Source organism: Streptomyces sp. NPDC045899 (assembly GCF_056431485.1).
This window is the reverse complement of record NZ_JBWKKP010000017.1, coordinates 94,831-120,217: the sequence shown is the minus strand read 5'-3', so window position 1 is coordinate 120,217 and position 25,387 is coordinate 94,831. Positions and strand designations below refer to the sequence as shown.

22 protein-coding genes and 1 riboswitch are annotated in these 25,387 nt (G+C 71.4%); of the genes, 12 read left to right on the top strand and 10 right to left on the bottom strand.

Annotation, left to right across the window (positions count from 1 at the left end):
• Positions 1 to 320: 320 nt before the first annotated feature.
• Entirely contained in the window at positions 321 to 599 is a 279-nt protein-coding gene (locus AC07FT_RS24425) for a MoaD/ThiS family protein (RefSeq protein WP_254739496.1), read from the bottom strand.
• The gene (thrC, locus tag AC07FT_RS24420; protein WP_479178103.1) at positions 596 to 1,909 is read right to left on the bottom strand and encodes a threonine synthase; all 1,314 of its coding nucleotides are present in this window, start codon (positions 1,907 to 1,909) and stop codon (positions 596 to 598) included. The genes AC07FT_RS24425 and thrC overlap by 4 nt, the downstream gene beginning before the upstream one ends.
• A 17-nt stretch (positions 1,910 to 1,926) precedes the next feature.
• Positions 1,927 to 2,067: riboswitch (SAM riboswitch) on the bottom strand.
• Between the two features lie 193 nt (positions 2,068 to 2,260).
• Here thrC and AC07FT_RS24415 point away from each other — a divergent pair.
• On the top strand, positions 2,261 to 3,208 hold the full coding sequence (locus tag AC07FT_RS24415) for a glucosyl-3-phosphoglycerate synthase (RefSeq protein ID WP_431771743.1): 948 nt from the start codon (positions 2,261 to 2,263) through the stop codon (positions 3,206 to 3,208).
• A 101-nt stretch (positions 3,209 to 3,309) separates the two neighbouring features.
• A complete protein-coding gene (locus AC07FT_RS24410; RefSeq protein ID WP_479178102.1) occupies positions 3,310 to 4,770 on the top strand; it encodes an alpha,alpha-trehalose-phosphate synthase (UDP-forming) in 1,461 nt (486 codons plus the stop codon).
• A gap of 453 nt (positions 4,771 to 5,223) precedes the next feature.
• Here the strand turns inward: AC07FT_RS24410 and otsB are convergent, their stop codons facing one another.
• From otsB to AC07FT_RS24395, 3 genes are all read right to left on the bottom strand, one after another.
• Positions 5,224 to 6,069, bottom strand: coding sequence for a trehalose-phosphatase (otsB, locus tag AC07FT_RS24405; RefSeq protein ID WP_479178101.1), 846 nt, complete (start codon positions 6,067 to 6,069; stop codon positions 5,224 to 5,226).
• A gap of 30 nt (positions 6,070 to 6,099) precedes the next feature.
• Entirely contained in the window at positions 6,100 to 6,318 is a 219-nt protein-coding gene (locus AC07FT_RS24400) for a DUF3263 domain-containing protein (protein WP_432590646.1), read from the bottom strand.
• Between the two features lie 140 nt (positions 6,319 to 6,458).
• A complete protein-coding gene (locus AC07FT_RS24395) occupies positions 6,459 to 7,742 on the bottom strand; it encodes an extracellular solute-binding protein (RefSeq protein ID WP_479178100.1) in 1,284 nt (427 codons plus the stop codon).
• 335 nt (positions 7,743 to 8,077) lie between these two features.
• Here AC07FT_RS24395 and AC07FT_RS24390 point away from each other — a divergent pair, with 335 nt between their 5' ends.
• From AC07FT_RS24390 to AC07FT_RS24380, 3 genes are all read left to right on the top strand, one after another.
• Positions 8,078 to 9,010 (top strand): ROK family protein, encoded by a 933-nt coding sequence (locus tag AC07FT_RS24390; protein ID WP_479178099.1) that lies wholly within the window; start codon positions 8,078 to 8,080, stop codon positions 9,008 to 9,010.
• A complete protein-coding gene (gene nagA / locus AC07FT_RS24385; RefSeq protein WP_479178098.1) occupies positions 9,010 to 10,182 on the top strand; it encodes an N-acetylglucosamine-6-phosphate deacetylase in 1,173 nt (390 codons plus the stop codon). Before AC07FT_RS24390 ends, nagA begins: the two co-directional genes overlap by 1 nt.
• A gap of 158 nt (positions 10,183 to 10,340) precedes the next feature.
• Positions 10,341 to 11,309, top strand: a complete 969-nt coding sequence (locus tag AC07FT_RS24380) for a 1-phosphofructokinase family hexose kinase (protein WP_479178097.1) — start codon at positions 10,341 to 10,343, stop codon at positions 11,307 to 11,309.
• Between the two features lie 42 nt (positions 11,310 to 11,351).
• Here AC07FT_RS24380 and AC07FT_RS24375 read toward each other — a convergent pair whose 3' ends face one another.
• Positions 11,352 to 12,332 carry a carbohydrate-binding protein gene (locus AC07FT_RS24375; protein WP_479178096.1) on the bottom strand — a complete coding sequence of 327 codons (981 nt, stop codon included), beginning with the start codon at positions 12,330 to 12,332 and terminating at the stop codon, positions 11,352 to 11,354.
• Between the two features lie 230 nt (positions 12,333 to 12,562).
• On the bottom strand, positions 12,563 to 14,239 hold the full coding sequence (cdgB, locus tag AC07FT_RS24370) for a diguanylate cyclase CdgB (protein WP_471203581.1): 1,677 nt from the start codon (positions 14,237 to 14,239) through the stop codon (positions 12,563 to 12,565).
• A 334-nt stretch (positions 14,240 to 14,573) separates the two neighbouring features.
• Here cdgB and AC07FT_RS24365 point away from each other — a divergent pair, with 334 nt between their 5' ends.
• Positions 14,574 to 15,146: a flavin reductase family protein gene (locus tag AC07FT_RS24365; RefSeq protein ID WP_479178095.1), complete on the top strand. Its 573-nt coding sequence runs from the start codon at positions 14,574 to 14,576 to the stop codon at positions 15,144 to 15,146.
• Positions 15,147 to 15,388: 242 nt separating this feature from the next.
• Here AC07FT_RS24365 and arfB read toward each other — a convergent pair whose 3' ends face one another.
• Positions 15,389 to 15,817, bottom strand: a complete 429-nt coding sequence (arfB, locus tag AC07FT_RS24360; RefSeq protein WP_471203585.1) for an alternative ribosome rescue aminoacyl-tRNA hydrolase ArfB — start codon at positions 15,815 to 15,817, stop codon at positions 15,389 to 15,391.
• A 214-nt stretch (positions 15,818 to 16,031) separates the two neighbouring features.
• Between arfB and AC07FT_RS24355 the strand changes: the two genes are divergently transcribed.
• On the top strand, positions 16,032 to 16,607 hold the full coding sequence (locus tag AC07FT_RS24355; protein WP_471203587.1) for a TerD family protein: 576 nt from the start codon (positions 16,032 to 16,034) through the stop codon (positions 16,605 to 16,607).
• A gap of 197 nt (positions 16,608 to 16,804) precedes the next feature.
• Here the strand turns inward: AC07FT_RS24355 and AC07FT_RS24350 are convergent, their stop codons facing one another.
• Entirely contained in the window at positions 16,805 to 17,812 is a 1,008-nt protein-coding gene (locus tag AC07FT_RS24350; protein ID WP_479178094.1) for an AraC-like ligand-binding domain-containing protein, read from the bottom strand.
• A 150-nt stretch (positions 17,813 to 17,962) separates the two neighbouring features.
• The gene (locus AC07FT_RS24345) at positions 17,963 to 19,303 is read right to left on the bottom strand and encodes a tetratricopeptide repeat protein (protein ID WP_479178093.1); all 1,341 of its coding nucleotides are present in this window, start codon (positions 19,301 to 19,303) and stop codon (positions 17,963 to 17,965) included.
• Between the two features lie 721 nt (positions 19,304 to 20,024).
• On the opposite strand from AC07FT_RS24345, the gene AC07FT_RS24340 reads away from it, so the two are divergent.
• The 5 genes from AC07FT_RS24340 (at position 20,025) to AC07FT_RS24320 (ending at position 25,293) form a co-directional block, all read left to right on the top strand.
• On the top strand, positions 20,025 to 20,471 hold the full coding sequence (locus tag AC07FT_RS24340) for a glycine-rich domain-containing protein (protein WP_479178092.1): 447 nt from the start codon (positions 20,025 to 20,027) through the stop codon (positions 20,469 to 20,471).
• 79 nt (positions 20,472 to 20,550) lie between these two features.
• A complete protein-coding gene (locus AC07FT_RS24335; RefSeq protein WP_479178091.1) occupies positions 20,551 to 21,384 on the top strand; it encodes a serine/threonine-protein kinase in 834 nt (277 codons plus the stop codon).
• Between the two features lie 454 nt (positions 21,385 to 21,838).
• On the top strand, positions 21,839 to 23,479 hold the full coding sequence (locus AC07FT_RS24330; RefSeq protein WP_479178090.1) for a M4 family metallopeptidase: 1,641 nt from the start codon (positions 21,839 to 21,841) through the stop codon (positions 23,477 to 23,479).
• Between the two features lie 90 nt (positions 23,480 to 23,569).
• Positions 23,570 to 24,655, top strand: coding sequence for an S-(hydroxymethyl)mycothiol dehydrogenase (locus AC07FT_RS24325; protein WP_479178089.1), 1,086 nt, complete (start codon positions 23,570 to 23,572; stop codon positions 24,653 to 24,655).
• The gene (locus AC07FT_RS24320; RefSeq protein WP_479178088.1) at positions 24,655 to 25,293 is read left to right on the top strand and encodes an MBL fold metallo-hydrolase; all 639 of its coding nucleotides are present in this window, start codon (positions 24,655 to 24,657) and stop codon (positions 25,291 to 25,293) included. Before AC07FT_RS24325 ends, AC07FT_RS24320 begins: the two co-directional genes overlap by 1 nt.
• Positions 25,294 to 25,387 lie beyond the last annotated feature (94 nt).

Here is a 25,387-nt window from a genome sequence, read left to right as displayed (position 1 = left end):
CGCCGGAACGCGTCGACCGCCGCTGAATGTATCCGTCCCAACGCCCTCTGCAACAGGTCAATCGGACGAGAATTCTGGGGACGGCCGAAGGTCCAGAAGTGAAGGATTCTCACGAATGTGGGACAACTCGGGCCGGACATAGGGCACCAACTCGACAAATCATGCTCACACTTCGCGCACAACTTGACGAGTTCCGTATGTGGTTCCGGCCTCCGGCCGGTTCGGAATCTGGCCAACTGTATCGCGATTCCACACACGGAATCGCCCCGTCCGTTTTTCTCCGGACGGGGCGATTCCGATGGTGAGGGAGTGATGAGGGGTCAGCAGCCGCCCGCCACCGCCGGGATGATGGAGACCCCGGCACCGTCCGGCGTGGCCGTGGCCAGGCCCTCCGCGAACCGCACATCGTCGTCGTTGACGTACACGTTCACGAAGCGGCGCAGCTTGCCGGTGTCGTCCAGCACGCGCGCGGAGATGCCCTGGTGGTTCTTCTCCAGGTCCGCCAGGACCTCGGCGAGGGTCGCGCCCTCGGCGCTGACCTCGGCCTGACCGCCGGTGTAGGTACGGAGGATGGTCGGAATTCGGACGTTGACGCTCATACGAGTCCAGCCTCTCGGAACGAGTCAAGGGTGGGGCGGATGGTGGCGGAGGGGCCCGTGGTGGGGGCCACCGCGTCGAGGGTCTTCAGACCGTCGCCGGTGTTGAGGACGACGGTCGTCAGAGTCGGGTCGAGGAGCCCGTCCTCGATCAGCTTCCTGGTCACACCGACGGTCACCCCGCCCGCGGTCTCCGCGAAGATCCCCTCGGTGCGGGCCAGCAGCTTGATCGCGTCGACGACCTGCTCGTCGGTGACGTCCTCCACGGCCCCGCCGGTGCGGCGCGCGATGTCCAGGACGTAGGGGCCGTCCGCCGGGTTACCGATGGCCAGCGACTTGGCGATGGTGTTCGGCTTCTGCGGGCGCACCACGTCATGACCGGCCTTGAAGGCGGCGGAGACCGGGGAGCAGCCCTCGGCCTGGGCGCCGAAGATCTTGTAGGGGCGGTCCTCGACCAGACCGAGCTGGATCAGCTCCTTGAGCCCCTTGTCGATCTTGGTGAGCTGGGAGCCCGACGCGATCGGGACGACGATCTGATCCGGCAGCCGCCAGCCCAGCTGTTCGCAGATCTCGTAGGCCAGGGTCTTGGAACCCTCGCCGTAGTACGGGCGCAGGTTCACGTTGACAAAGCCCCAGCCCTCGCCCGCCGGGTCGCCGATCAGCTCGCTGCAGAAGCGGTTGACGTCGTCGTAGGTGCCCTCGATGCCGACCAGGTCACCGCCGTAGACGGCGGCCATGACGACCTTGCCCGCCTCCAGGTCGTGGGGGATGAAGACGCAGGAGCGGAAGCCCGCGCGGGCGGCCGCGGCGCCGACCGCGCCCGCGAGGTTGCCGGTGGAGGAGCAGGAGAGCGTGGTGAAGCCGAAGGCGCGGGCGGCCTGGACGGCGATGGCGACGACCCGGTCCTTGAAGGAGTGGGTCGGGTTGCCGGAGTCGTCCTTGATGTGCAGCTCGCCCGTGACCCCGAGCTCACGGGCGAGGTTGTCGGCCTTGACCAGCTTGGTGAACCCTGGATTCAGGCTGGGCGTGTCCGCCACGTCCGCCGGGACCGGAAGGAGCGGGGCATAGCGCCAGATGTTGTTCGGACCGGCCTCGATCCGCCGGCGGAGCCCCTCCGGGTCGCCGGTCGGCAGCTCGTACGCGATCTCGAGCGGGCCGAAACACGCCGCACACGCGAAGATCGGGCCGAGGTCGAAACGCTCACCGCACTCACGACAGGACAGCGCGACGGCGGGGCCGAAGGAGGGCGAGGTGGACGCCGGGGCAGCGGCGTCGGAAGAGGTGGTTGAGCTTTCGACGGATTGCACAGCCATGGAGGCGAGGCCCTTTCTCCTCATCTTCCTCGCGACGCACTTCGCCACGAGACGGAATTGGCACCTTCCCGAGCTGGGAGCCTCGCGGTGAGCACGAGACCAGCTGGAGGGTTGCCGGGGCTTCAACGGGCCGTTCCCTCTGCCCCTCTGGATGAGCGGTATGGCACCGGGCTCCGCCCGGGCGTTTGTCATCGCGATGAGCGCCGCGGAGCCGGGTCGACCCCGACATACGACGGTCATGCGCGCTGTTCAAGACTGTAACCGAAGGCCCGGAGGGTTGAGACAGCCGTCCGAAGCGCGAGATGGATCACAGCTGATCACAAGTGATCACAGCAGCAGGGAGACAGACAGGTGCTGGATGAGGTGGAGCGCTGGCTGGAGCACCGCTCCTGGTCGGCCGACGACCGTCCACTGGACCGCCTGCTGGCCGCCAAACGCGACACGGGCCGCACCGTGAGCGTGGTGCTGCCCGCGCTGGACGAGGAGGCGACGGTCGGGGAGATCGTCACGGTGATCCGCCGGGAGCTGATGGACGGGGCGGTGCCGCTGGTCGACGAGCTGGTGGTGCTGGACTCCGGCTCCACCGACCGCACCGCCGAGGTCGCCGCGGCGGCCGGGGCCACGGTGGTCCACCGCGACTCCCTGCTGCCGCGGCTGCCGGCGCTGCCGGGCAAGGGCGAGGTGCTGTGGCGCTCGCTGCTGGCCACCCGTGGCGAGATCGTCTGCTTCATCGACGCCGATCTGCGGGAGTTCGACGCGCGCTTCGTCTCCGGGATCGTCGGACCGCTGCTGACCGATCCGGAGGTGCAGCTGGTCAAGGGGATGTACGACCGTCCGCTGGGGGACGCGGCCGGTCAGGGCGGCCGGGTCACCGAGCTGGTCGCCCGTCCGCTGCTCAATCTGCACTGGCCGCTGCTGGCCGGGTTCGTCCAGCCGCTGGGCGGGGAGTACGCGGCACGGCGCTCGCTGCTGGAGCGGCTGCCGTTCCCCGTGGGGTACGGGGTGGAGCTGGGGCTGCTGGTGGACTCGTTGCACACGGTCGGGCTCGACGCGCTGGCCCAGGTGGACATCGGTGTGCGCAGACACCGCCACCAGGACGGGCAGGCGCTGGGCCGGATGGCCGCGGCCATCTACCGCACCGCGCAGCTGCGGCTGGCCCGCGGCCATCTGGTGCGGCCGCGGCTGACCCAGTTCGACCGGGGCGAGAACGGCTTCGAACCGCGGACCTCCGCCGTGGACACCGAGGAGCGGCCGCCGATGATCGAGATCCCGGAGTACGCGGAGCGGCGAGCGGCCTAGCGGGGTGGGGCGAGCCCGGCGGGAGCACGGTCGGGTACCCCCTACGGGCCGAGAGACCGCCGCCACGTTTGCGTCGCGCGCCCGCTGGCTAGGCTCGCGACATGGCTGCCCAGCGCACTGCCCAGATCCTCGTCGCCTCCAACCGCGGCCCGGTCTCGTACGCGCTGGGCGAGGACGGTTCGCTCGCCGCCAGGCGCGGCGGCGGCGGGCTGGTCTCCGGTCTCAGCGCGATCGGTCCGGACGCCGGTGCGGTGTGGGTGTGCGCGGCCCTCGGCGACGGCGACCGGGAGGCGGCCCGGCGCGCCGGAAGCGGCCATCTGGACACCGCCGACACCGGCGGGCAGCAGGTGCGGATGCTGGACATCGCACCGGACGTGTTCGCCGCCGCGTACAACGGGGTGGCCAACTCGGTGCTGTGGTTCATCCACCACCTGCTCTACCAGACCCCGGTGGAACCGGTCTTCGACGCCGGGGCCGCCGCCCAGTGGGCGGCCTACGAGACGTACAACGCGGCCTTCGCCGACGCGCTCGCCCAGGAGGCGGCCGAGGGCGCGGTGGTGCTGGTGCAGGACTACCACCTGGCGCTGGTGCCGGGGCTGCTGCGGGCCCGCCGCCCCGATCTGCGGATCGGCCACTTCTCGCACACCCCGTGGGCCCCGCCGGACTACTACCGGCTGCTGCCGGACGACGTGGCGGAGGCGGTGCTGCGCGGCATCCTCGGCGGTGACCGCGCGGCGTTCCTCACCGAGCGCTGGGCCACAGCCTTCGCCGACTGCTGCGCGGCGGTGCTCGGTGCCGAGGTCGTCGGGGACGGCGGTGGCGCGGCCACGGCGGTGCGGTTCGAGGGACGGGAGACCCGGCTCGGGGTGCACGGGCTGGGCGCGGACGCGGAGTTCCTGCGGGAGCGGTCGCACGCGGCGGACGTGGACGAACGGCTCGACGCGCTGCGGACCCAGATCGGCCCTGACCGGAAGACGATCGTCCGGGTGGACCGGACCGAGCTGTCCAAGAACATCGTGCGGGGACTGCTGGCGTACCGGCGGCTGCTGGAGACCCACCCCGAGTGGCGCGAGCGCGTGGTCCACGTGGCGTTCGCCTACCCCTCGCGCCAGGACCTCGCCGTCTACCGCGACTACACGGCACGGGTGCAAGCCGTCGCGGACGAGATCAACGCGGAGTTCGGCACGCCGGGCTGGCAGCCGGTCGCCCTGCATGTGAAGGACGACTTCGCCCGTTCGCTGGCCGCCTACCGGCTGGCCGACGTGGCGCTGGTGAACCCGATCCGGGACGGGATGAACCTGGTCGCCAAGGAGGTGCCGGTCGTCTCCGAGCGGGGGTGCGCCCTGGTGCTGTCCCGCGAGGCGGGGGCCTGCGCGGAGCTGGGTGAGGACGCGCTGGTGGTGAACCCGTACGACGTGGAGGGCACGGCGGCGGCACTGCACGAGGCCCTGCGGATGAGCGACGCCGACCGCGCCGAACGCACCGGACGCCTCGCCGCGGCGGCGACCGCGCTGCCCCCGCAGAAGTGGTTCCTGGCGCAGCTACGGGCTCTGGAGGCATAGCCCGGCGCGGGCCGCCGGGCCGCCGGGCCGCGATACCGGTCTCGCGCGTGGCGGCCCGGCCGCATGCGTCTTTCGCCCGGATGCCCACCCGGCGCCGCGCGCCGCCCCCGCCGACCGGATCGGCCCGTGGGCACAGGCCACCCTGACCCGGCCGGAGTCATCCGGCCATCGGCGGAGCCCGGCGCGTATCCGGTGCCTCGGCGTGCGGACCACCGCGGCCCGGCCCCACTCACGTAGGACCGGCGGCGCGGGCCGGTGCCGCACACACCCCGCCGCCCGGCGGGGCGTGGGGCGGAAGCCCAGAGCGCCGGCCAGGCTCCGGCGCGCGCCCGTGCTCCCGGGCTGCCTGCCCGGTGCCGCCTCGCCGCCCCCGCTGGCCGGCCCGGAGAGCGGAAGGTCCTCGCCGCTCGGACCACCGCGACCGGCCCCACCCACGTAGGCCCGGCGGCGCGGCTAGGCCGTATCGGCGGCGGTCGCCAGGGAGTCGAGCAGGGCGACCACGCCCGCCGGGCCGTCGACCACGAGGTCGGCGCGGGCCGCCAGTTCGGTGACCTCCGTGCTGCCGCTGCACACCAGGACACCGCGCAGGCCCTCCTCGCGCAGCTTCTCCACGGCGGCGAAGGCGGCCAGATCGCCGAGGTCGTCGCCCGCGTAGAGGACGGTATCGGCGCCGGTGGCGCGGAGGTACTCGGTGAGGGCGACGCCCTTGTCCATCCCGGGCGGCCGCAGCTCCAGCACCAGACGGCCCGGTTCGACGATCAGCCCATGGCGTTCGGCCAGCGCGTGGAGCGGGTCTCGGAGCCGTTCGAAGGCGGCGTGCGGATCGTCGGCGCGGCGGGTGTGGACGGCGAACGCGCGCCCCTTGTCCTCGGTCCACAGGCCCCGTCCACCGCCGTGGGCCTCCAGTACGGCGGGGAGCTCCGCCTTGGCGGCGGCGACGCCCGGCGGGGGCGCGGGCGCGGTGAGCCCGCCGTCGGCCGCGTCCCAGCGCTCGGCACCATAGGCGCCGAGGACCACCAGACCGGCCAGTTCCCCGACCCCGGCGAAGCCGCCGTAGTCCACCGCTACCCGGGCCGGACGGCCGGTGATCACGGCGACGGAGCGCACGAGCGGGGCGAGGCGGGAGAGCGCGGGGACCGCGCCGGGGTGGGCGCGGGCCTGGTCCGGGTCGGGGACGATCTCGGCGAGGGTGCCGTCGAAGTCGAGTCCGACGACGGCGCCGCCGGGCCGCTCCAGGAGGGCGGTGAGGCCCTCGCGTCCGGCGGCCGTGGTCGGTTCGGGAAGGGGGTGGCTGCCCATGCCGGTGACCCTACCCAGCCCGGTGCCCGGTCAGCGGCGCATCCGCCGCTCCTGCCGCACGCGGCGGAGGCGGTTGACGGTGACGGGGTCGTGCTCCAGGGCCCGGGGATCGTCCAGCAGCGCGTTCAGCAGCTGGTAGTAGCGGGTCGGGGAGATGCCGAGGCGTTCGCGTACCGCGCGCTCCTTGGCACCGGGGCCCGGCCAGCCGCGCCGCTCCAGGGCGAGCACGGCCCGGTCCCGCTCGGACAGCGCACCGGGCTCGTGGTCCGGCCCGTCAGCGGGGTCGGTCCCGTCAGCGGAGTCCGGCCCGTCCACGGGCTCCGGCCCGTCCACGGGCTCCGGCCCGTCCACGGGCTCCGGTTCCGGCCCGGCGTCCCCCGTCACATCCGTCATGTCCCCGCGTTCTCCATCGCGTCGGCCGCACGCTGGATCTCGCCCAGCACGCTCGCCGGGTCTCCGCCCTTGACCACCGTCGAGCCGATCTTCTCCTTGACCAGCTTGCTGACGGCCGCCCAGGAGGTCTTGTCCGACGGGTAGAACTCGGCACTCTCCAGCTCGTCCAGGAAGCGCCACAGCGACTTGTACTCGCGGTCGTCGAGCATGGTCTCCCGGACGGTGGTGGTCACGGGCAGCAGATCGTACTGGGTGGCGAAGCCGAGCACGTTCTTGTCGCTGTAGACGAAGTCGAGGAATTTGCCGATCTGTGCGCGGTTGCCGTGGGTGTTGAAGGCCATCAGCCAGTCGGCGACGCCCATCGTCGAGCGGGACTTGCCCTTGCGGCCGGGCAGCGCCGCGGTGCCGTAGCTGATGCCGTGGCCGGACGCCTGCTGCATCAGGGTGGGGTGACCGTTGAGCATGCCGACCTCACCGCGGGTGAAGCCGTCGAAGACGTCCTGGCGGTTGGTGCGGGCCGGGGAGCCGGGGCCGGTGAGGCCCGGGGCGACCAGCTTGTCCCGCAGCCATTCGAAGGTCTCGATGTTCTCGGTCGAGTCGATGGTGTAGCTGCCGTTGGCGTCGGTGTAGCCGCCACCGCCGCTGAGCATCCACATCATGGTCTCGGCCTGGGTCTCCTCCGGGCCGAGGGGCAGTCCGTACGGGGTGCGCACCCCGATCCCCTTGAGCGCCTCGGCGGCGTCCTTCAGCTCGGCCCAGGTGGTGGGCGCGTCGGTTATCCCGGCCTGGTCGAAGAGCTTCTTGTTGTAGAAGAGCAGCCGGGCGCTGGAGACGAAGGGCAGTCCGTACTGCACCCGGTTCACCTCACCCGCGTGGGCGATCGAGGTGATGAACCCGGCCTGGGTGGGGATGGAGAGCATCTGGTCGGCGCGGTAGAGCTTGCCGTCGGCCGCGTAGTCGGCGTACGCGCCGATCTGCGCGATGTCGGGGGCGTCACCGCTCTTGACCATCTCGGCGACGCGCTTGTCGACCTCGGTCCAGCTGTAGACCTTGACCTCGATCTTGACCTTGGTGCCGTGCTCGGCCTCGTAGGCGCGGGCCATCTTCTCCCACGCCTTCTGGGAGCTGTTGGCGGCGCTGTCGCCGTAGTCGGCCGCGACCACCTTGAGGGTGACCTCACCCCCCGAGCCGCTGCCCCCGCCGCAGCCCGTCAGCACCGGCGCCGTGGCCGCCGCAGCGACTCCAGCCGTCGTCAGACCCAAGAACCGTCGCCGCTGCACCGCTGTTTCCCACCCTGTTGGCTTGATTCATCCCCAGGGGTTCGTCCCCGGAGTCTCCCGGGGTTCGCCCCCGAGGTCGAGCGAGTCTGCCTTGCAAACCTCCACAAGGTCTACACCATGGGCATATCACTTCGGTATCGGGGCCCTGCCTTCCCAGTTCAGCCGTGGTCCACACGTCTAAGTGGAATGTGTCACGCCGCCACAACTCCCGTACAGCGCAAGGAAACAAGGGCCAGAACGAGCCGAAGGCGGGAAGGGGCGAACGGGTCCCTCTTCCGGGGAGAAGCGGCGAGTGGACTAGACCTCTCATGGGGGATCGCGGGAGACTGTTTCCCGTGGAACACGTCATCGCCCTCGATGTGGGCGGCACCGGTATGAAAGCCGCCCTGGTCGGGGCGGACAGCACCCTGCTGTACGAGGCCAGGCGGCCCACCGGACGCGAGCGCGGCCCCGAGGCCGTCGTCGCCGCGATCCTGGACTTCGCCGCGGACCTGCGCGCGGTGGGCGAGGAGCGCTTCGGCCGTCCGCCCTCGGCGGCCGGCGTCGGCGTGCCCGGGGTCCTCGACGAGGCCCGCGGGGTCGCGGTCTTCGCCGCCAACCTCGGCTGGCGGGACGTCCCGCTGCGCGCACTGCTCTCGGAACGGCTGGCCGGGGTCCCGGTCGCGCTGAGCCATGACGTCCGGATGGGCGGACTGGCCGAGGGGCGGATAGGAGCGGGCGAGGGCGCCGACCGGTTCCTCTTCGTATCGGTCGGCACCGGGATCGCGGGCGCCATCGGCATCGAGGGCCGGATCGACCCGGGGGCGCACGGCTCCTCGGGGGAGATCGGCCATGTGGTGGTACGGCCGGGCGGCCCGGAGTGCGGCTGCGGTCAGCGGGGCTGTCTGGAGACGCTCGCCTCGGCGTCCGCGGTCGGCCGTGCCTGGGCGGCGGCCGTCGGTGACCCCTCGGCCGACGCCGCCGCCTGCGCCGAGGCCGTCGTCGCCGGCGATCCGCGGGCCGAAGCCGTGTGGGGGGAGATGACCGCGGCGCTCGCCGACGGTCTGGTGATCGCCCACACCCTGCTCGACCCCCGGGTGCTGATCATCGGCGGTGGGCTCGCCGAGGCCGGGGAGACCCTGTTCGGCCCGCTGCGCACGGCGGTCGAGAAGCGGATCACCTTCCAGCCGCTTCCCCATATCGTCCCGGCGGGCCTCGGGGACACCGCCGGATGCCTGGGCGCGGGCCTGCTCGCCTGGGACCTACTCGCCACGGAGGTTTCCGCCTGATGGTGCAGCGAACGGTTCTCACGGGCGCCCGGGTCGCACTGCCGTCGGGGGTGGTGGAGAACGGGCGGGTGACGGTCGAAGGCACCCGTATCGCCGCCACGGACACGGGGCCCGGCACGGGGGCCGGACCGGGCGCGGTGCGCGATCTGACCGGCTGCTGGATCGTCCCCGGCTTCATCGACATCCATGTGCACGGCGGCGGTGGCGCGTCGTTCTCCGCGGGCACCGCGGAGGAGGCCCTCACCGTCGTCCGCACCCACCGGGCCCACGGCACCACGACCCTGCTGGCCTCCACCGTCACCGGTGACCTGGACGACCTCGCCCGGCAGGCGTCCGTCCTCTCCGAACTGGTCGAACAGGGCGAGCTCGCGGGCATCCACTTCGAGGGGCCGTTCATCTCCCCGCACCGCTGCGGTGCCCACCAGCCCTCGCTGCTGCGCGCCCCCGACCCGGCGGACGTCCGCAAGCTGGTCGACGCGGCCCGCGGCACCGCGCGGATGATGACGCTCGCGCCCGAACTGCCCGGCGGTCTTGAGTCCGTCCGGCTGCTCGCCGACAGCGGGATCATCGCGGCCGTCGGCCACACCGACTCCGGCTACGAGGCGACCCGGGAGGCGGTCGACGCGGGCGCCACCGTGGCCACCCACCTGTTCAACGCGATGCCCTCACTGCTGCACCGCGAACCGGGTCCCATCGCCGCGCTGCTGGAGGACGAACGGGTCACCGTCGAGCTGATCAACGACGGCACCCATCTCCACCCGGCCGTGCTCCAGCTCGCCTTCCACCGCGCGGGCGCCGATCGCGTCGCGTTCATCACCGACGCCATGGGTGCCGCGGGCATGAGCGACGGGCGCTATCCGCTCGGCCCGATGGAGGTCGAGGTCAGGGACGGGGTGGCACGGATCAGCGACGGGCCGACGGCCGGTTCGATCGCGGGCTCGACCCTCACCCTCGACCGCGCCTTCCGGCGGGCGGTGACCGTCGACGGGCTGGATGTCGGCGAGGCGGTGCGGGCGCTGTCCACCACCCCCGCGAAGGTGCTGGGCGTGGACGGCCGGGTCGGCTCGCTGGAGCCCGGCAAGGACGCGGATCTGGTCGTCCTCGGCCCGGACTTCCGGCTCCGCGGGGTGATGCGCCGCGGCACCTGGGTGGTCGATCCCGAAGTGAACTGATATACCCCGGTGTTGAACCGCACGGCAGGGGCCGAGGTCTGGGCCGGGCGCCACGGCTTTGGCATGATCGCCTGACGGCGAGCGCCGCTCGTCGCAGAGCCGCACGCTTCAGCACAGGAATCTCCGTCCGGCGGGGGGACGGGAGAGGGGATGCCAGGGTGATCCTGACGGTCACGCTCAACACCGCCCTCGACATCACCTACCGGGTGCCGCAGTTGCGCCCGCACACCACCCACCGCGTCACCGACGTCGCCGAACGGCCCGGCGGCAAGGGGCTCAATGTGGCCCGGGTGCTGGCCGCGCTCGGCCATGACACCGTCGTCACCGGCTTCGCGGGCGGGGTCACCGGCGCGGTGCTGCGCGAACGCCTCGCCGCCCTCGCCGGATCCGGATCCGATACCGGCACCGAGCCGCCCCGCGGCCGGATCACCGACGCCCTGGTGCCCATCGCCGGGACCACCCGGCGCACCGTCGGCGTGGTCGACGGCTCCACGGGCGACACCACCCAGCTCAATGAGCCGGGGCCGATCGTGACCACCCCCGAGTGGTCGGAATTCCTCACCGGCTACGCCCGGCTGCTGCGCGAGGCGTCGGCCGTCGCGCTGTGCGGCAGCCTGCCGCCCGGTGTCCCCGTGGGCACCTACGCCCAGCTCATCCGGGAGGCACACGCGGCGGGGGTGCCCACACTGCTGGACACCAGCGGGGAGCCGCTGCGCCGCGGGATCGCCGCCCGGCCGCATCTGGTCAAGCCCAACGCCGAGGAGCTGGCGGGACTGACCGGCACCACCGATCCGCTGCGCGCCGCCCGGGACGCCCGGCGGCGCGGGGCGCGGGCGGTGGCCGCCTCCCTGGGCGCGGACGGCATGCTCGCGGTCACCTCACAGGGCACCTGGCGGGCCCGGACGCCACTGCGGCTGTCCGGGAATCCGACCGGGGCCGGGGACTCGGCGGTGGCGGGACTGCTGTCCGGCCTGGTGGAGGAGGTGCCGTGGCCGGACCGGCTGGCCCGCGCGGTGGCCCTGTCCGCGGCGGCGGTGCGGGCTCCGGTGGCGGGCGAGTTCGACCGGGCGGACTACGACGAGCTGCTGGGGCGGGTCGAGGTGACGGAGCACCCGGCGGCGGCGTGACCGGCCGGGTGCCCGGGACGGGCGTCCGTCACCCGTCCCGCGTCAGTCGCCCGGCTTCTTGTTGGTCAGCCACATCTGGTCGAGGTTGGCATTGCACTTGTCGCCCGCCTCACAGGACACCGCGATGGTGTTGGTGCCCGCGTTCAGCTCGACCAGGGACCAGCTGTTGGTCCAGCCCTTCTCCCAGTCGCCCTTCGGGCCGTGGGCGAAGTTGTCCATGTTGAGCGGGCGGGACTGCTTCTGGCCGTTGATCGTCAGCGTCATGCTCTGCTTCTCGCCGGGCACGCCGTAGCCCACGTAGAGCCGGTACCGCTTGCCCTTCTTGACGTCCACGCTCCAGCTGGCGGAGGCGCCCGGGGTGTTCAGACCGGCCACGTACTGGCCGCCCGCGGCCTGGGCGCCCTTGATGTCACCCGCGGCCGCCGCGCCGCCCGCGAGCTGCATCTTCACGGCGTCCTCGGTGGGCAGCTTCTGGTTCGGCTTGGCGGAGGGGCCGGCGGTCCGGCCCGGCTTCTCGCTCTGTCCGGTGGTCGGCTCGTCGCCCGGTCCGGCCTGGTCGTCCTTGTCGTCGCCGCCATTGGTGATCATGGCGATGCCGATACCGACGATGACCACGGCGACCACCGCGATCGCGCCGATCAGCAGACCCCGGTTGTTGGGGCCGCGGCCACCACCCCGGCCGCCGGCCGGGGCCGCGGACGGCTGCTGCCGGGGCGCGCCGCCGGGCAGCGTCTCGGGCGCGGCGTAGTGGGCGTTCTGACGGCCGTAGCCGCCCTGCTGCTGGCCGTAGCCGCCCTGCTGCGGATTGGGCGCCTGCTGACCGTAGCTGCGCTCGCCCACCGCACGGACCTGGTTGTACGAGGTCCGCGGGACGCCGGGCTGGGCCGGACCGGGATAGCCGTAGCCACCGGTACGGGCACCCGGCTGACCCGGCTGGCCGGACTGCTCGCCCTCGGAGCGGTACAGATAGGCGAACGGGTCGTCGTTCTCCGGTGTGTCCGAGCCGTTGTTGCCGGCCGTCATCCCTCGTCACTCCCCTGTGCATTGGCCTTCGGCGTCACGATGCGTTGCGCCACGACTGCTCATACCAGGGCCGACAGGGCCTCGGCAGGTGGTGCGCTGTCCGGATGGCCAATATTCATGATCGGTTCACTGTCGGCGGCAGGGCCGCATCGGCGCAGCCTACCGTGACAGGGACGTGCTGAGCCCCCGTCCGGGTTCCACCCGGCCGGGACCGGCGGGACACCCGGGGCCTAACCGGCCCGTCTGCGCTCCTTGGAACGCGACCGCTTCTCCACATACATTCGCTGATCAGCGGATTGCAGCACTTCCTCGGCCGACATTCCGCAGCCCGCCCAGCCGATGCCGAAGCTGGCCCCGACCCGGACCGCCCGGCCGTCCACCCGGATCGGCGGGATGATCGCGTTCCGCAGGCGGACGGCGAGGTCCTGGGCGTCGGCCCGGCCGAGCCCGTCGGCGAGGACCACGAACTCGTCACCGCCGAGCCGGGCGACGGTGTCCCCGTCCCGGACGCCGTTGGTCAGCCTGCGGGCGACCTCGATCAGCACCGCGTCGCCCGCGTGGTGGCCGAACCGGTCGTTGATGGACTTGAAGCCGTCGAGGTCGCAGAAGAGCACCGCGAGCCCCTTGTGGCCGTCGTCGACGTCACTGTCCTCATTGGGCGGAACGGTGTGCACATGGCTGTCGAACGGGACGCCGCCCGGCGCGGGCGGACTGCCGAACCCCTCGAACTCGTCGAAGCCGTAGAGATGCCCGCCCGGACCGCCCGGGTCGGCCTGGGCGGCGGCCACGGCGGGCTCCTCCTCCACCCCGCCCGGCAGCGGCGGGGTGCCGCACAGCCTGCTGCCGAGCCGGGCGCGCAGCTCGGCGCTGTTGGGCAGCCCGGTCAGCGAGTCATGGCTGGCCCGGTGGGCGAGCTGGAGCTCATGGCGCTTGCGCTCCTCGATGTCCTCGACGTGGGTGAGCAGGAAGCGCGGCCCGTCGGCGGCGTCGGCGACGACCGAGTTGCGCAGCGAGACCCAGACGTAGGAGCCGTCCCGGCGGGCGAGGCGCAGCTCGGAGCGGCCCCCTTCGGCGGAGGTGCGCAGCAGGGTGCCGATGTCCTCGGGGTGGACCAGGTCGGAGAAGGAGTAGCGGCGCATCGCGGAGGCCGGGCGGCCCAGCAGCCGGCACAGGGCGTCGTTGGTGCGCAGCAGACGGCCGTGCTGGTCGCCGCCCATCTCGGCGATGGCCATCCCGCTGGGCGCGTACTCGAACGCCTGCCGGAAGCTCTCCTCGCTGGCGCGCAGGGCCTGCTGCTCGCGCTCCAGGCGGAGCAGGGCGCGCTGCATATTGGCGCGCAGCCGGGCGTTGCCGATCGCGATGGCGGCGTGGAAGGCGTACATCTGGAGCGCTTCACGGCCCCAGGCACCGGGGCGGCGGCCGTTGCGCGGGCGGTCGACGGAGATGACACCGATCAGCTCACCGCCGGAGGCGCCCGCCGCGTAGAGCGGGGCGAACAGCCGGTCCATCGGATGCCATTCGTCGGCGAACCGGGGGGCGGGGCCGGGGGTGTGCCACTGGGGGACGTCGTCGTCGTCGAGGACCCAGCCCTCGGTGTACGGGATGAAGCGCAGATCGCCCCAGCGGTCGCCCATGGAGAGCCTGCGGTCCCAGGAGGTGCGGGAGCCCACCCGCCCCGCCATCAGCGCTTCGGCCCCGGCGCTGCCGCCGACGGCCGCGACCACGAGATCGCCGTCCGGACGGACCAGATTGACGGCCGAGAGCTCATAGCCGAGCCCGGCTATGACGCCGTCCGCGACGGTCTGCAGGGTGTCGGCGAGGCTGCGCGCGGTATTCAGGTCGGCGACCACCTGGTGCAGCTGCCGCAGGGTCGCAAGGCGGATATAGGGCTCCGACTCGGTCTCCATTGCTCGCACTCCCCCGAGACCTCGACAGCAACTCCTGGCTTCTTGTCGTCCGATTGCCACGGCCACTGAATCACAGCGAGCTGCTCACTCGGTACACAGGGTCAACAATTACTGGCTGCTGTGACTCATGTCACAGACCGTGTTCAATCCTTGGCGAGAGGGTGTGGGAGCGCTCCTATCTTTCCGGTCCGCAAATTCCGGAATGACAATGCCTGGTCATCCCTTGCGTTCCCTGGTAACCGGGGCGATGTCCGATCTAGAACCGAAGACCTAGGTCCGCTTTGGGTCCGGAGTCCGATGCGGACGGGAAGCGTGCGGCGTTAGCGTGCGGGACGTGTTCCCGACAACGCCTTCCACTCCCGCGTCCGCCCCCGCCGCGCCCTCCGTCCCCCATGCTGGTGGGGTGAGTGAGGACGATTTCCGGGCCGCGCTGTCCCGCCTGGCCGCGGGCGTGGTGCTGGTGACCGCGCACGACCCGGAGGAGGGGCCACGCGGTGAGGACGTCGGCATGACGGCCACCGCGTTCATGTCCGTGTCGCTCGATCCGCCGCTGGTGATGGTGAGCGTGCGCAATGGCTCCCGGATGGACGACCTGCTGGAGCGGCAGCCGCTGTGGGCGGTCTCGGTCCTGGCGGAAAGTCAGCGGCATATCGCGGGACGTTTCGCGATGAAGGGGCGCATCAGCGACAGACTGCTCTTCGACGACATGCCGGTCGTACGGGGCACGGAGAGCGGGGCGCCGCTGGCCGCCGGAGCGCTGGCCACCCTGGAGTGCCGCACCGAACAGCGGATGACCGCCGGTGACCACATCCTGGTGGTCGGCCGCGTCCTGACGGCGGCCACGCCGACGGGCGCCGAGGGCGGCCCCCTGATGTACTTCCGGGGCCGCTACCGGACGATGGACTGACCCGGGGCGGGACGACGCGCGGCGTACGGCGCGGTGCGGCACCGCACCGAATGCGGCTTTCCACGGGACGCGGCGCCCGGACGGCGTACGCGGGTGTCTCCCGGCGCGGATGCGACTGTTGCCCTGCTCGATGCGGGCGGCGACCCGTCGCCGGATGCGGCTCACCGCGGGCCACGGCGCGGCGGCGCGCGACCCGTCAGCCGGACGGCGTAGGCGGGTGTCTCCCGGCGCCGGGGCGCGGGTCAGTGCCAGTCGCGGCCGGAGCGGCCACGCTTGGTGTCGCTCCGCTGCTTCTTCTGCCGCAGCCGCCGCTCGTTGATCCCGCGCGGGATCCGGGTGGGCCGGCGCGGCTTCGGCGGCGGCGCGGTGGCCTCCGCGAGCAGCGAGGCCAGCCGCACGGCGGCGGTCTCGCGGTTGCGCCACTGGGAGCGGTGCTCGGACGCCCGCACGGTCACCACGCCGTCGGTCAGCCGTCCGGCCAGCCGCTCCAGCGCGCGCTCCTTCCACACCGGCGGCAGCGCCGTGGTGCGGCCGAGGTCGAAGCGCAGCTCGACCTGGCTGTCGCTGGTGTTGACGTGCTGCCCGCCGGGTCCGGAGGACCGCGAGAAACGCCACATCAGCTCGGCCTCCGGCAGGGAGACCGAGCCACGGATGACATAGGGCGCGGACATGGCCCCCATGGTCCCGTGTCCACCGGGCCCCCGTCACCTCGTTTTGCGGTCCGTTCCCGGTACGGCGGTCCGGCCCGGCATCAGGATTTGGCAAAGAAAGTAAAGAGAGCTGGAACCCGACACCGCCCTGATGGCGTTGTGGAGGGTGACGGTAGCTTCGTGGAGGTACGAAGCCCGACGCTCGGATTCATCGAGACCACGAAAGGGACTCCCCATGGCTGTAAGCCTGTCCAAGGGCGGCAACGTCTCGCTCACCAAGGAGGCACCGGGCCTGACCGCCGTCACGGTCGGCCTCGGCTGGGACGTCCGCACCACCACGGGCACCGACTTCGACCTGGACGCCAGCGCCATCGCGGTGAACACGAACGGCAAGGTCTACTCCGACCAGCACTTCGTGTTCTTCAACAACAAGGCCACCCCGGACCAGACCATCGTCCACACCGGTGACAACGTCACCGGCCAGGGCGAGGGCGACGATGAGCAGATCAACGTCAACCTGGCCGGTCTGCCCGCCGACATCGAGAAGATCGTCTTCCCGGTCTCGATCTACGACGCCGAGTCGCGCAGCCAGAACTTCGGCCAGGTGCGCAACGCGTTCATCCGCATCATCAACCAGGCGGGCGGCACCGAGATCGCGCGCTACGACCTGAGCGAGGACGCCGCCACCGAGACCGCCATGGTCTTCGGCGAGCTCTACCGGAACGGCGCGGAGTGGAAGTTCCGCGCCGTCGGCCAGGGCTACGCCTCCGGCCTGGCCGGCATCGCCCAGGACTTCGGCGTCAACGTCTGACGTTCCGCCGGAACCACCGGTGCGTAACACGAGGGCCGGATCCCGCACCCGCGGGATCCGGCCCTCGGCCGTCGTGGCTCACCGCAGGGAGAACCCCCGTGTCTCCCCGCCGGTCGTCATGGGCCGCCCGCCGGACGGCCCGCCGCCGTCCAGCATGGTGGAGCGCGCGCCGGACGTCATGCGCACAGCGTCCACTGTTATGAGCAGGGAGTCGACGGCACGGCCGCACCGGGGACGCGGAGGGCCTGCCGCCGGTAGTCGCTGGGCGGTACGCCGTACGCGGCGCGGAAGGCGCGGGTGAAATCGGCGGCGCGGGGGAAGCCCCAGCGGGCGGCGACGGCGTGGACGGGCGTGGCGGCCATCCCCGGATCGCCCAGGTCACGGCGCGCCCGCTCCAGCCGCTGTGAGCGGATCCAGGCCGCCACCGTCTCCTGCTCGCCCTGGAAGAGGCGGTGCAGATAGCTGATCGAGATGTGGTGCGCGGCGGCGATCGACGTCGGCGTCAACTCCGGGTCGTGCAGATGGCGTTGCACATGGGCCCGGATGCGCAGCACCAGGCTCCGGGTGCGGGTTTCCGGCGGAAGAGCACCGTCCGCCTCCAGGGTGTGCGCGAAGAGCGAGGACAGCAGATCGACCACCACCCCGCCCAGCCGGGGCCCGTCGGACGGCAGATAACAACTGGTGTCCGACGACAGCTGGGTGAGGAACTGCAGGAGCAGGGCGCCGAATCCCTCCCGTCCGGACATTCCACGGGCGAACAGCCCGTCCATTCGGCTCTGCGGCAGCGGCAGCACGGCCTTGGGGACTTCGATCCCGATCCCCGTGAACTGCTCCGCCCCGTTGGAGGAATAGACCTGGAAAGCCCGTGAGCTGTCGAAGACCTGTATCTCGCGGGAGCCGTACACGGCGTTCTCGTTGTCCCAGGAAATGTGGTTGGTGCCGTGCATCGGAATCCCGATGTGGTACTGCTCGGGGTCGGACTGGCGAATGAGCTTCGAGGTCCGGCGGAAGCGGATGGCCTGGTGGGTCGTGGGCCACACATACACCGCGCCGAGGTCCAGCACCCGCTGCCGCGCCTGGTAGTCCGCCGCATGGGGGCTGCACAGATCCAGTGGCGCATGGGTCCGCCCGACGCGCTCGCACCAGAAGTCGAACCGGTCCGCCCCGTGCAGACCCTCGGTCCGGAACACGGTCTCGTTCAGCATCCCGCCGCCTCCCTCATCTCCCGCCCCCTGCTCCGGTCCCGACACCGGGGGCGGGTTCCAACCCAGCCGTGCCAACTCCATTCGAGTCCATCACAAAGCGCGGACATGACATCGACACGGGTGCTTTCGGCCGACGGAGGAGCCGCGTTCCTACGCGCTGAACGAAGCGGGCGCCACCGTCCGGGCGCGCTCGCGCAGCTCCCGGGCGGCTGGGTTCTTGAGATGCGGACGGAGGAGCCCCGCCATCACACGCATACGCTCGTCCGCTCTGCCCGACTGGACCAGCGGGTAGTCATCCAGGGCCTGGTGCCAGGTCGCGCAGGCGGCCTCCAGATGGCCCACCTTCAGCTGACGCTCGGCGAGCATGGCCCGGTGGCGAACTCGCGCTCGGCGATAGATGCTGTAGCGCAGTACATCCGCCTGCTGCATGGCCGCGATGGACCCGTGGATATCGCCCAGCTCATAGCGCACCTGACCGATGTGGTAGTTCAGGGTGGACGGGTCGTAGGAGCCGAATACTGTTTCCTTGGACTCAGCCTTGTCCATAGCGGACTCCGCTTCACGTAGCCGCAGAAGAGCCGTACTGCGGTCGCCGATCTGCGCTGCGGCATGGGCCTGTTGACCCGCCAGGAACGCCCGCATCCTGGGACCGGCCTTGGGCGACGCCGCCGCTGCGGCGTCCGCCAATCGCATGGCCTCGCGGCCGTGGCCGAGGTCAACCGCCTGGACGCTCATCCCGCGTAACGTCGTGCAGTAGGTCAGGTGGTCTTCCGAAGCCCCGGCCAGCTCCAACGCCTTGACGTAGTACCGCTGCGCCAGGCCGTGCAGCCCCTCGTCAACAGCCATGTACCCCGTCAGATAGCAGAGGTCGGAGGCAGCCGACATCATCGCCTTGCGCACGGTCTCGGGGGCGTCCGCCTTCAGATAGGGCACGACGGTGTTCACCAGGAACGCCGCCGCCATGGGGCGGGCATGACGTCCGCCGAACTGGTCGTCCACTTCGGAGATGCGCTCGGTCATGGCCGCAACCATCTCCACGTCGGCCATACCGGCCCGCTGGATCCGCCCCCTCCCTGCCGCTTCCATCCGTCCCACGACATCGGGCCAATGCGGCACGGTCAGCGCGACAGAGAAAAGACTCGCGCCAAGGACGCTGCGGCGTGAGGGGTCCATGTCCTGCCTCCCCAAGTCGACCAACCCCTCCACGGTACTCGCGCGGACGTTCGACTCCTCGGCGGTCACCGGGAATCCCACTTCGGCGTGCGTGATCGGGCGGCCCAGTTTCCGGGCGAACGCTTCCAGGATCAGCGGCCGGGTGGCCTCCTTGGGCATATGCCCGCGAAGCCACTGATGAGCGGAGGGTTCCCGGTACTTCTGCGGCGTGCCGCGTTCCGTGCCGATGCGGTTGATCTCCTGGACCCACTGGCGCAATGTCCATCCGGTCGCCCGGAACAGCCGCTCCAGGCCCGCATTGGGCTTGCGCTGGCTCATGCGCGCTCAACTCCTCCGCACCGCAGGGCGCTTAAAGCTCTTAAAAACCGCCGCGCACCTCACCGTACCGCGATGCGTAGTGGGCCGGTTGCATAGAGCGAGAGAGCACCCCCGCGGCCGTGGCACCGGCCCGGGGGCATGGTCAACGCTGAACAGCTGAAGAGGAGCGTCAACATGCGTGAGCGTATCGCCCGGTTCATGGTGCGGTGGCGAGGAACCTTACGGTCCGCCCTCAGCCATCGCATGATGTCCGGGCCCTCACATCCCGCGCCCGTACGCGTGCGCGAGCACACCACCGCCCCGGTGTGCGTACCGGCCGCTGTCGACCGCGCAGATCCGCCCACCCTGCGCCTCCCGCGTGTCCCTGCCGGGGATCGCTTCCCCATCGCATGGGACACGGACCCGGTTCCGCTGTACGTCCTCCGGCACGAGCACCGGCAGACGCTGGTGGCGCGGTGAGCAGTGGGCGGCCCCAACCGGGCCAGGAAGCCTATGACACCGCCACGGGACGTGTGGGCGTTCTCCAGGCCATCTGTGACGTCAGGGAACTCATCTTCGACCACCGGATGCCGGGCCCGCGCGTCGCTTTCCTCCGCCCCATGGGGGGTGGACAGGAATGGACGACCGACCTCCAGAACATCACGTTCCCCGAGGGAACACGACCGCGCTCCGACGCCGACGAGTACGGCACACCAGGCTGGACCGAGAAGGGAACACCGTCATGACAGCAGTAGCCAACGATCAGCGGACCGGCCGATCACTGGTCGGCGAGGAACTGTTCGGGAGCATCGCCCACTTCGTGGCCGTCCACGACGAACAGCCCCGGGAGCGCGCCGAACGGATCGCCGACCAGGCCATCGCGTTCATCGTGACAGCCGCCACAGCGAGCACGGCCACGATGCCGTCCGACGACGTGGATCTGGGCTTACACGCGTTCATCCTGCACACCGAGGAGTACGCGCGGTTCTGCCATGAGCACGCTGGCCGTTTCCCGCACCACAACCCCGCTCCCGGCGGGGGCGGACGCACTCTTGAGGCGGTCACCGCCAGCGCCCATGCCATGAAGGCGGCAGGCTTCATGGTCGTCGACGCCCTGTGGACCGTGCGTGGAGAGAACGCGGCGCAGTGCGATTCCGACTGCGGACGACCGTACGCGCAGTCGGAGTAATCTCCGGCCGGTGACATAAGACGGGCCGACCCTCAACCCGTACCGGGGGTCGGCCCGTTTCTTGAGAGGACCGGAGTCCATGGCCACCGCCGAAGCACCGTACGAGATCCCCGCCGACGTCTCGGCGTCGCTGGATCCCTCCGGGAGGCGCCTGGTGCTCGATCGGCGGGGATCGACCGTCTGGGACGTCGAGACGGAGCGGGGACGGTACGCCGTGAAGCTCGGGTATCCCAGCGTGCCGCACGCGTGGACCGCGTTGGCTCCCGCCCGTGAGGGGGTCGTCCTGCGGCAGCTCGGCCGCGAAGACGTGAGCTACGGCGACTGGGAGCGCGGGACCTGGAACGTACAGCCCTGGCACCAGGGCATCAGCCTGTACGACCGGTGGCGACCGCACCGCACCGAAGGGGCCGCATCCGAGCCTGACCTGTCCGACGCGTTCTCGTGCGCGCGAGCCATGGCCGCCCTGCACGCCACGGGGTGGGCGCACGGGGACATCCAGCCCGCGCACCTGATCATCCAAGCGGACAGGACGGCGTTGATCGATCTCGCCCTGGCGCACGGCGGAGAGGTCCCCACCGCCTATGACTTCCGCTACCGGGGCTGCCTGGTCCACTACGAGAGTCCGGAGATCTCGCGGAGCGTGCTGGAGACCGGCACGGCCACGCCGAGTACGGCAGCGGACGTCTACGCGCTCGGTGCCTCGTTCTTCATCAGCGCCACGGGGCTGCGTCATGTCGCCTATCCCGACGACGCGAGCCGCGCGGAGCAGCGGCAGGCCATCGCGGACGGACCACATCGGACGGTGCGGGTGCCCGGGGTTCTCGGCGGACTCATCGAGGCCATGCTGAACCCGGCACCGGCCGACCGGCCGACCGGTGCCGAGGTCTGCGCGGAGTTGGGCGGCGGGTGCTGAGCCGCTGCCGGGTCACGCGGAGGGGCGGCCGTCGGACAGGGCGTCAACCGAATAAACTACGGGGTCAAACGAATGCGCCATCCCGTGATCCGGTGGGCGCGCCCGGGGGATCGTCGGGGTGAAACCCCCGGCGGCGGCTGGAAGGTGCCGCCGGGGGGCGGGTGATCCGGATGTCGATGAGGTGACAAGTCGCCATACTCCGGGCGCCATTGCGCATCAGAAGCTGACCGATTTCGCCCCTGTATCAACAAGCCCAAGTCAAATCCTTGTTACGGACCTGTCAGAACCGGTCATTCGGTGACAGTCTCTGCTCGACCTCGCCACGCGCATCGGCAAACGCGTCGGTAAGGCCGTACCTCACGCACCACTCCTGCTGTACCGGACGGTCCACCCACGGCTGTCCGAACCCCCTACACCGGGCCACGAACCGGTGGCCCCCAAGCAAGGAGACCGAGTGAGACCCAACGCTTCCTCCCCCCGCAGACGGACCGTCCGCGCGGCGGCGTTCATCGCCTCCGCCGCCATGGTGGTCATCGGTGTCCAGACCGGCCAGGCCAGCGCCCAGCCGGACCGCGCGGACCAGGCGGGGGCGTCCGCGCTCCAGCTGAGCGCCGCGCAGCGGACCACCGCGATCAAGGCGGCGCAGGCCGGCGCCTCGGCGCAAGGCCGGTCCCTCGGGCTCGGGGCCAAGGAGAAGCTCCTCGTCCGCGATGTCATCAAGGACACGGACGGGACCGTCCACACCCGCTACGAGCGCACCTACGCGGGACTGCCCGTGCTCGGCGGTGACCTGGTGGTCCATGAGAAGAAGAGCGGCAAGCGCTCCGTCACCAGGGCGACCGGCGCGCGGATCGCGGTGGACAGCACCACGGCGGGGATATCGGCCGCCACCGCCGAGAAGGCCGCGCTGAAGACGGCGCTGAAGGCCGCGAAGGGCACGGCCGGCTCGGACGACCCGCGGCGCACCCGTTCGCCGCGCAAGGTGATCTGGGCGGCCACCGGCGAGCCCGTGCTGGCCTGGGAGACCGTCGTCACCGGCACCCAGCACGACGGCACCCCCAGCGAGCTGCACATCATCACCGACGCCGCCACCGGCAAGAAGCTGTTCCAGGACGAGGCCGTGGAGACCGGCACCGGAACCAGCCAGTACAGCGGCACGGTGTCACTGGGCACCACCCGCAGCGGCTCCGGCTACAGCCTGACCGATGGCACCCGCGGCAACCACAAGACGTACGACCTGAAGCAGGGCACCTCGGGCACCGGCACCCTGTTCACCGACGCGGACGACCGCTGGGGCGGCGGACGGCAGACCGCGGGGGTGGACGCCCACTACGGCGCCGCGCAGACCTGGGACTTCTACAAGAAGGTGCTGGGCCGCAACGGCATCCGCAACGACGGCGTCGGCTCGTACTCCCGCGTCCACTACGGCAACAACTACGTGAACGCGTTCTGGCAGGACTCCTGCTTCTGCATGACCTACGGCGACGGTTCGGGCAACGCCAACCCGCTGACCTCGCTGGACGTGGCCGGTCACGAGATGACCCACGGCGTCACCGCGGCCACCGCCAAGCTCAACTACAGCGGTGAGTCCGGCGGTCTCAACGAGGCCACCTCCGACATCCTCGCCACCGCCGTCGAGTTCTACTCGGCCAACTCCGCCGACCCCGGCGACTACCTCATCGGCGAGAAGATCGACATCAACGGTGACGGCACCCCGCTGCGCTACCAGGACAAGCCCAGCAAGGACGGCGCGTCCAAGGACTACTGGTCCTCCTCGCTCGGCGGGATCGATGTGCACTACTCCTCCGGGCCCGCCAACCACTTCTTCTACCTGCTGTCCGAGGGCAGCGGCGCGAAGACCATCAACGGCGTGAGCTACAACAGCCCGACGTACGACGGCTCCAGGATCACCGGGATCGGCCGGGACAAGGCCGTCCGGATCTGGTACCGGGCGCTGACCACGTACCTGACCTCCACCTCGAAGTACGCCCAGGCCCGCACCGCCACCCTCAGCGCGGCGCGTGACCTCTACGGCTCCACCTCCACCGAGTACAAGACGGTCGCGGCGGCCTGGACCGCGATCAACGTCCGGTGAGAAACGCCTGACAGCGGGACGCGGACCGCACCGGAAAACCGGTGCGGTCCGTTCCTGTCGTCACCGTTGATCGGCACTTACGCTGCTCCCATGACTCAACAGGTACGCGGCGTGGTGGCCCCCGGCAAAGGCGAGAAGGTCAGGATCGAGACGATCGTGATCCCCGACCCCGGCCCCGGCGAGGCCGTGGTGCGGGTCCAGGCGTGCGGTGTCTGCCACACCGATCTGCACTACCGGGAGGGCGGTATCAACGACGACTTCCCCTTCCTGCTCGGCCATGAGGCGGCCGGGACCGTGGAGTCCGTCGGCGAAGGGGTCACCGAGGTGGCGCCCGGCGACTTCGTGGTGCTCAACTGGCGGGCGGTCTGCGGTGAGTGCCGCGCCTGCCGCCGCGGCCGCCCCTGGTACTGCTTCGACACCCACAACGCGTCGCAGCCCATGACGCTCACCGACGGCACCGCGCTGACGCCCGCGCTCGGCATCGGCGCGTTCGCCGAGAAGACGCTGGTGGCGGCCGGGCAGTGCACCAAGGTGGACCCGGAGGCGTCGGCGGCCGCGGCGGGGCTGCTCGGCTGCGGGGTGATGGCCGGGATCGGCGCCGCGATCAACACCGGCGCGGTCGGGCGCGGCGACTCGGTCGCCGTCATCGGCTGCGGCGGCGTGGGCGCCGCGGCGGTCACCGGGGCCCGGCTGGCCGCCGCCGCGAAGATCATCGCGGTGGACGTGGACGACCGGAAGCTGGAGTGGGCACGCGGGCTCGGCGCCACCCACACCCTCGACGCCACCGAGGGCGACGTGGTGGAGCGGATCCGTGAGCTGACCGACGGCAACGGCGCCGATGTGGTGATCGAGGCGGTCGGCCGCCCCGAGACCTACCGGCAGGCGTTCTACGCCCGGGACCTGGCCGGGACCGTGGTGCTGGTCGGCGTGCCGACCCCGGAGATGAAGCTGGAGCTGCCGCTGCTGGACGTCTTCGGGCGCGGCGGCGCGCTCAAGTCCTCCTGGTACGGCGACTGCCTGCCGTCCCGTGACTTCCCCATGCTGATCGACCTCTACCGGCAGGGCCGGCTCGATCTGGACGCGTTCGTCAGCGAGACCATCGGCCTGGACGACATCGAGGAGGCGTTCGCCAAGATGCACCGCGGTGAGGTCCTCCGTTCGGTGGTGACGCTCTGATGACCCCTCCCCCCGTACGCGTCGACCACCTCGTGACCTCCGGCACCTTCTCGCTGGACGGCGGCACCTGGGAGGTGGACAACAACGTCTGGCTCGTCGGTGACGACCACGAGGTCTACGTCATCGACGCGGCCCATGACGCGGACGCCATCGTCGAGGCCATCGGCGGCCGCAGGCTGCTGGGCATCATCTGCACCCACGGCCATGACGACCACATCGACGCCGCCCCGGCCGTCGCCGACCGCACCGGCGCGCCGATCCTGCTGCACCCCGAGGACGAGGTGCTGTGGCGGATGCGCCATCCGGACCGGGCGCCGGACAAGCCGCTGGCCGACGGGGACGTGCTCACCGTCGGCGGGACCCAGCTGCGGGTGCTGCACACCCCGGGTCACTCCCCCGGCGCGGTCTGTCTGCACGCCCCCGCACTGACCACGGTGTTCTCCGGGGACACGCTCTTCCAGGGCGGTCCGGGGGCGACCGGGCGCTCGTACTCCTCATTCCCGACGATCATCGAGTCGATCCGGGAACGGCTGCTGGCGCTGCCGCCGCAGACCGTGGTGCGCACCGGGCACGGCGATCCGACCACGATCGCCGACGAGGCCCCGCACCTGGACGAGTGGATCGCCCGCGGCCACTGACCCGGTCCCGGGGGGGGGGGGGGGGGGGGGGGGGGGAGGGGGAGGGGGGGGGGGGGGGGGGGGGGGGGGGGGGGGGGGGGGGGGGGGGGGGGAG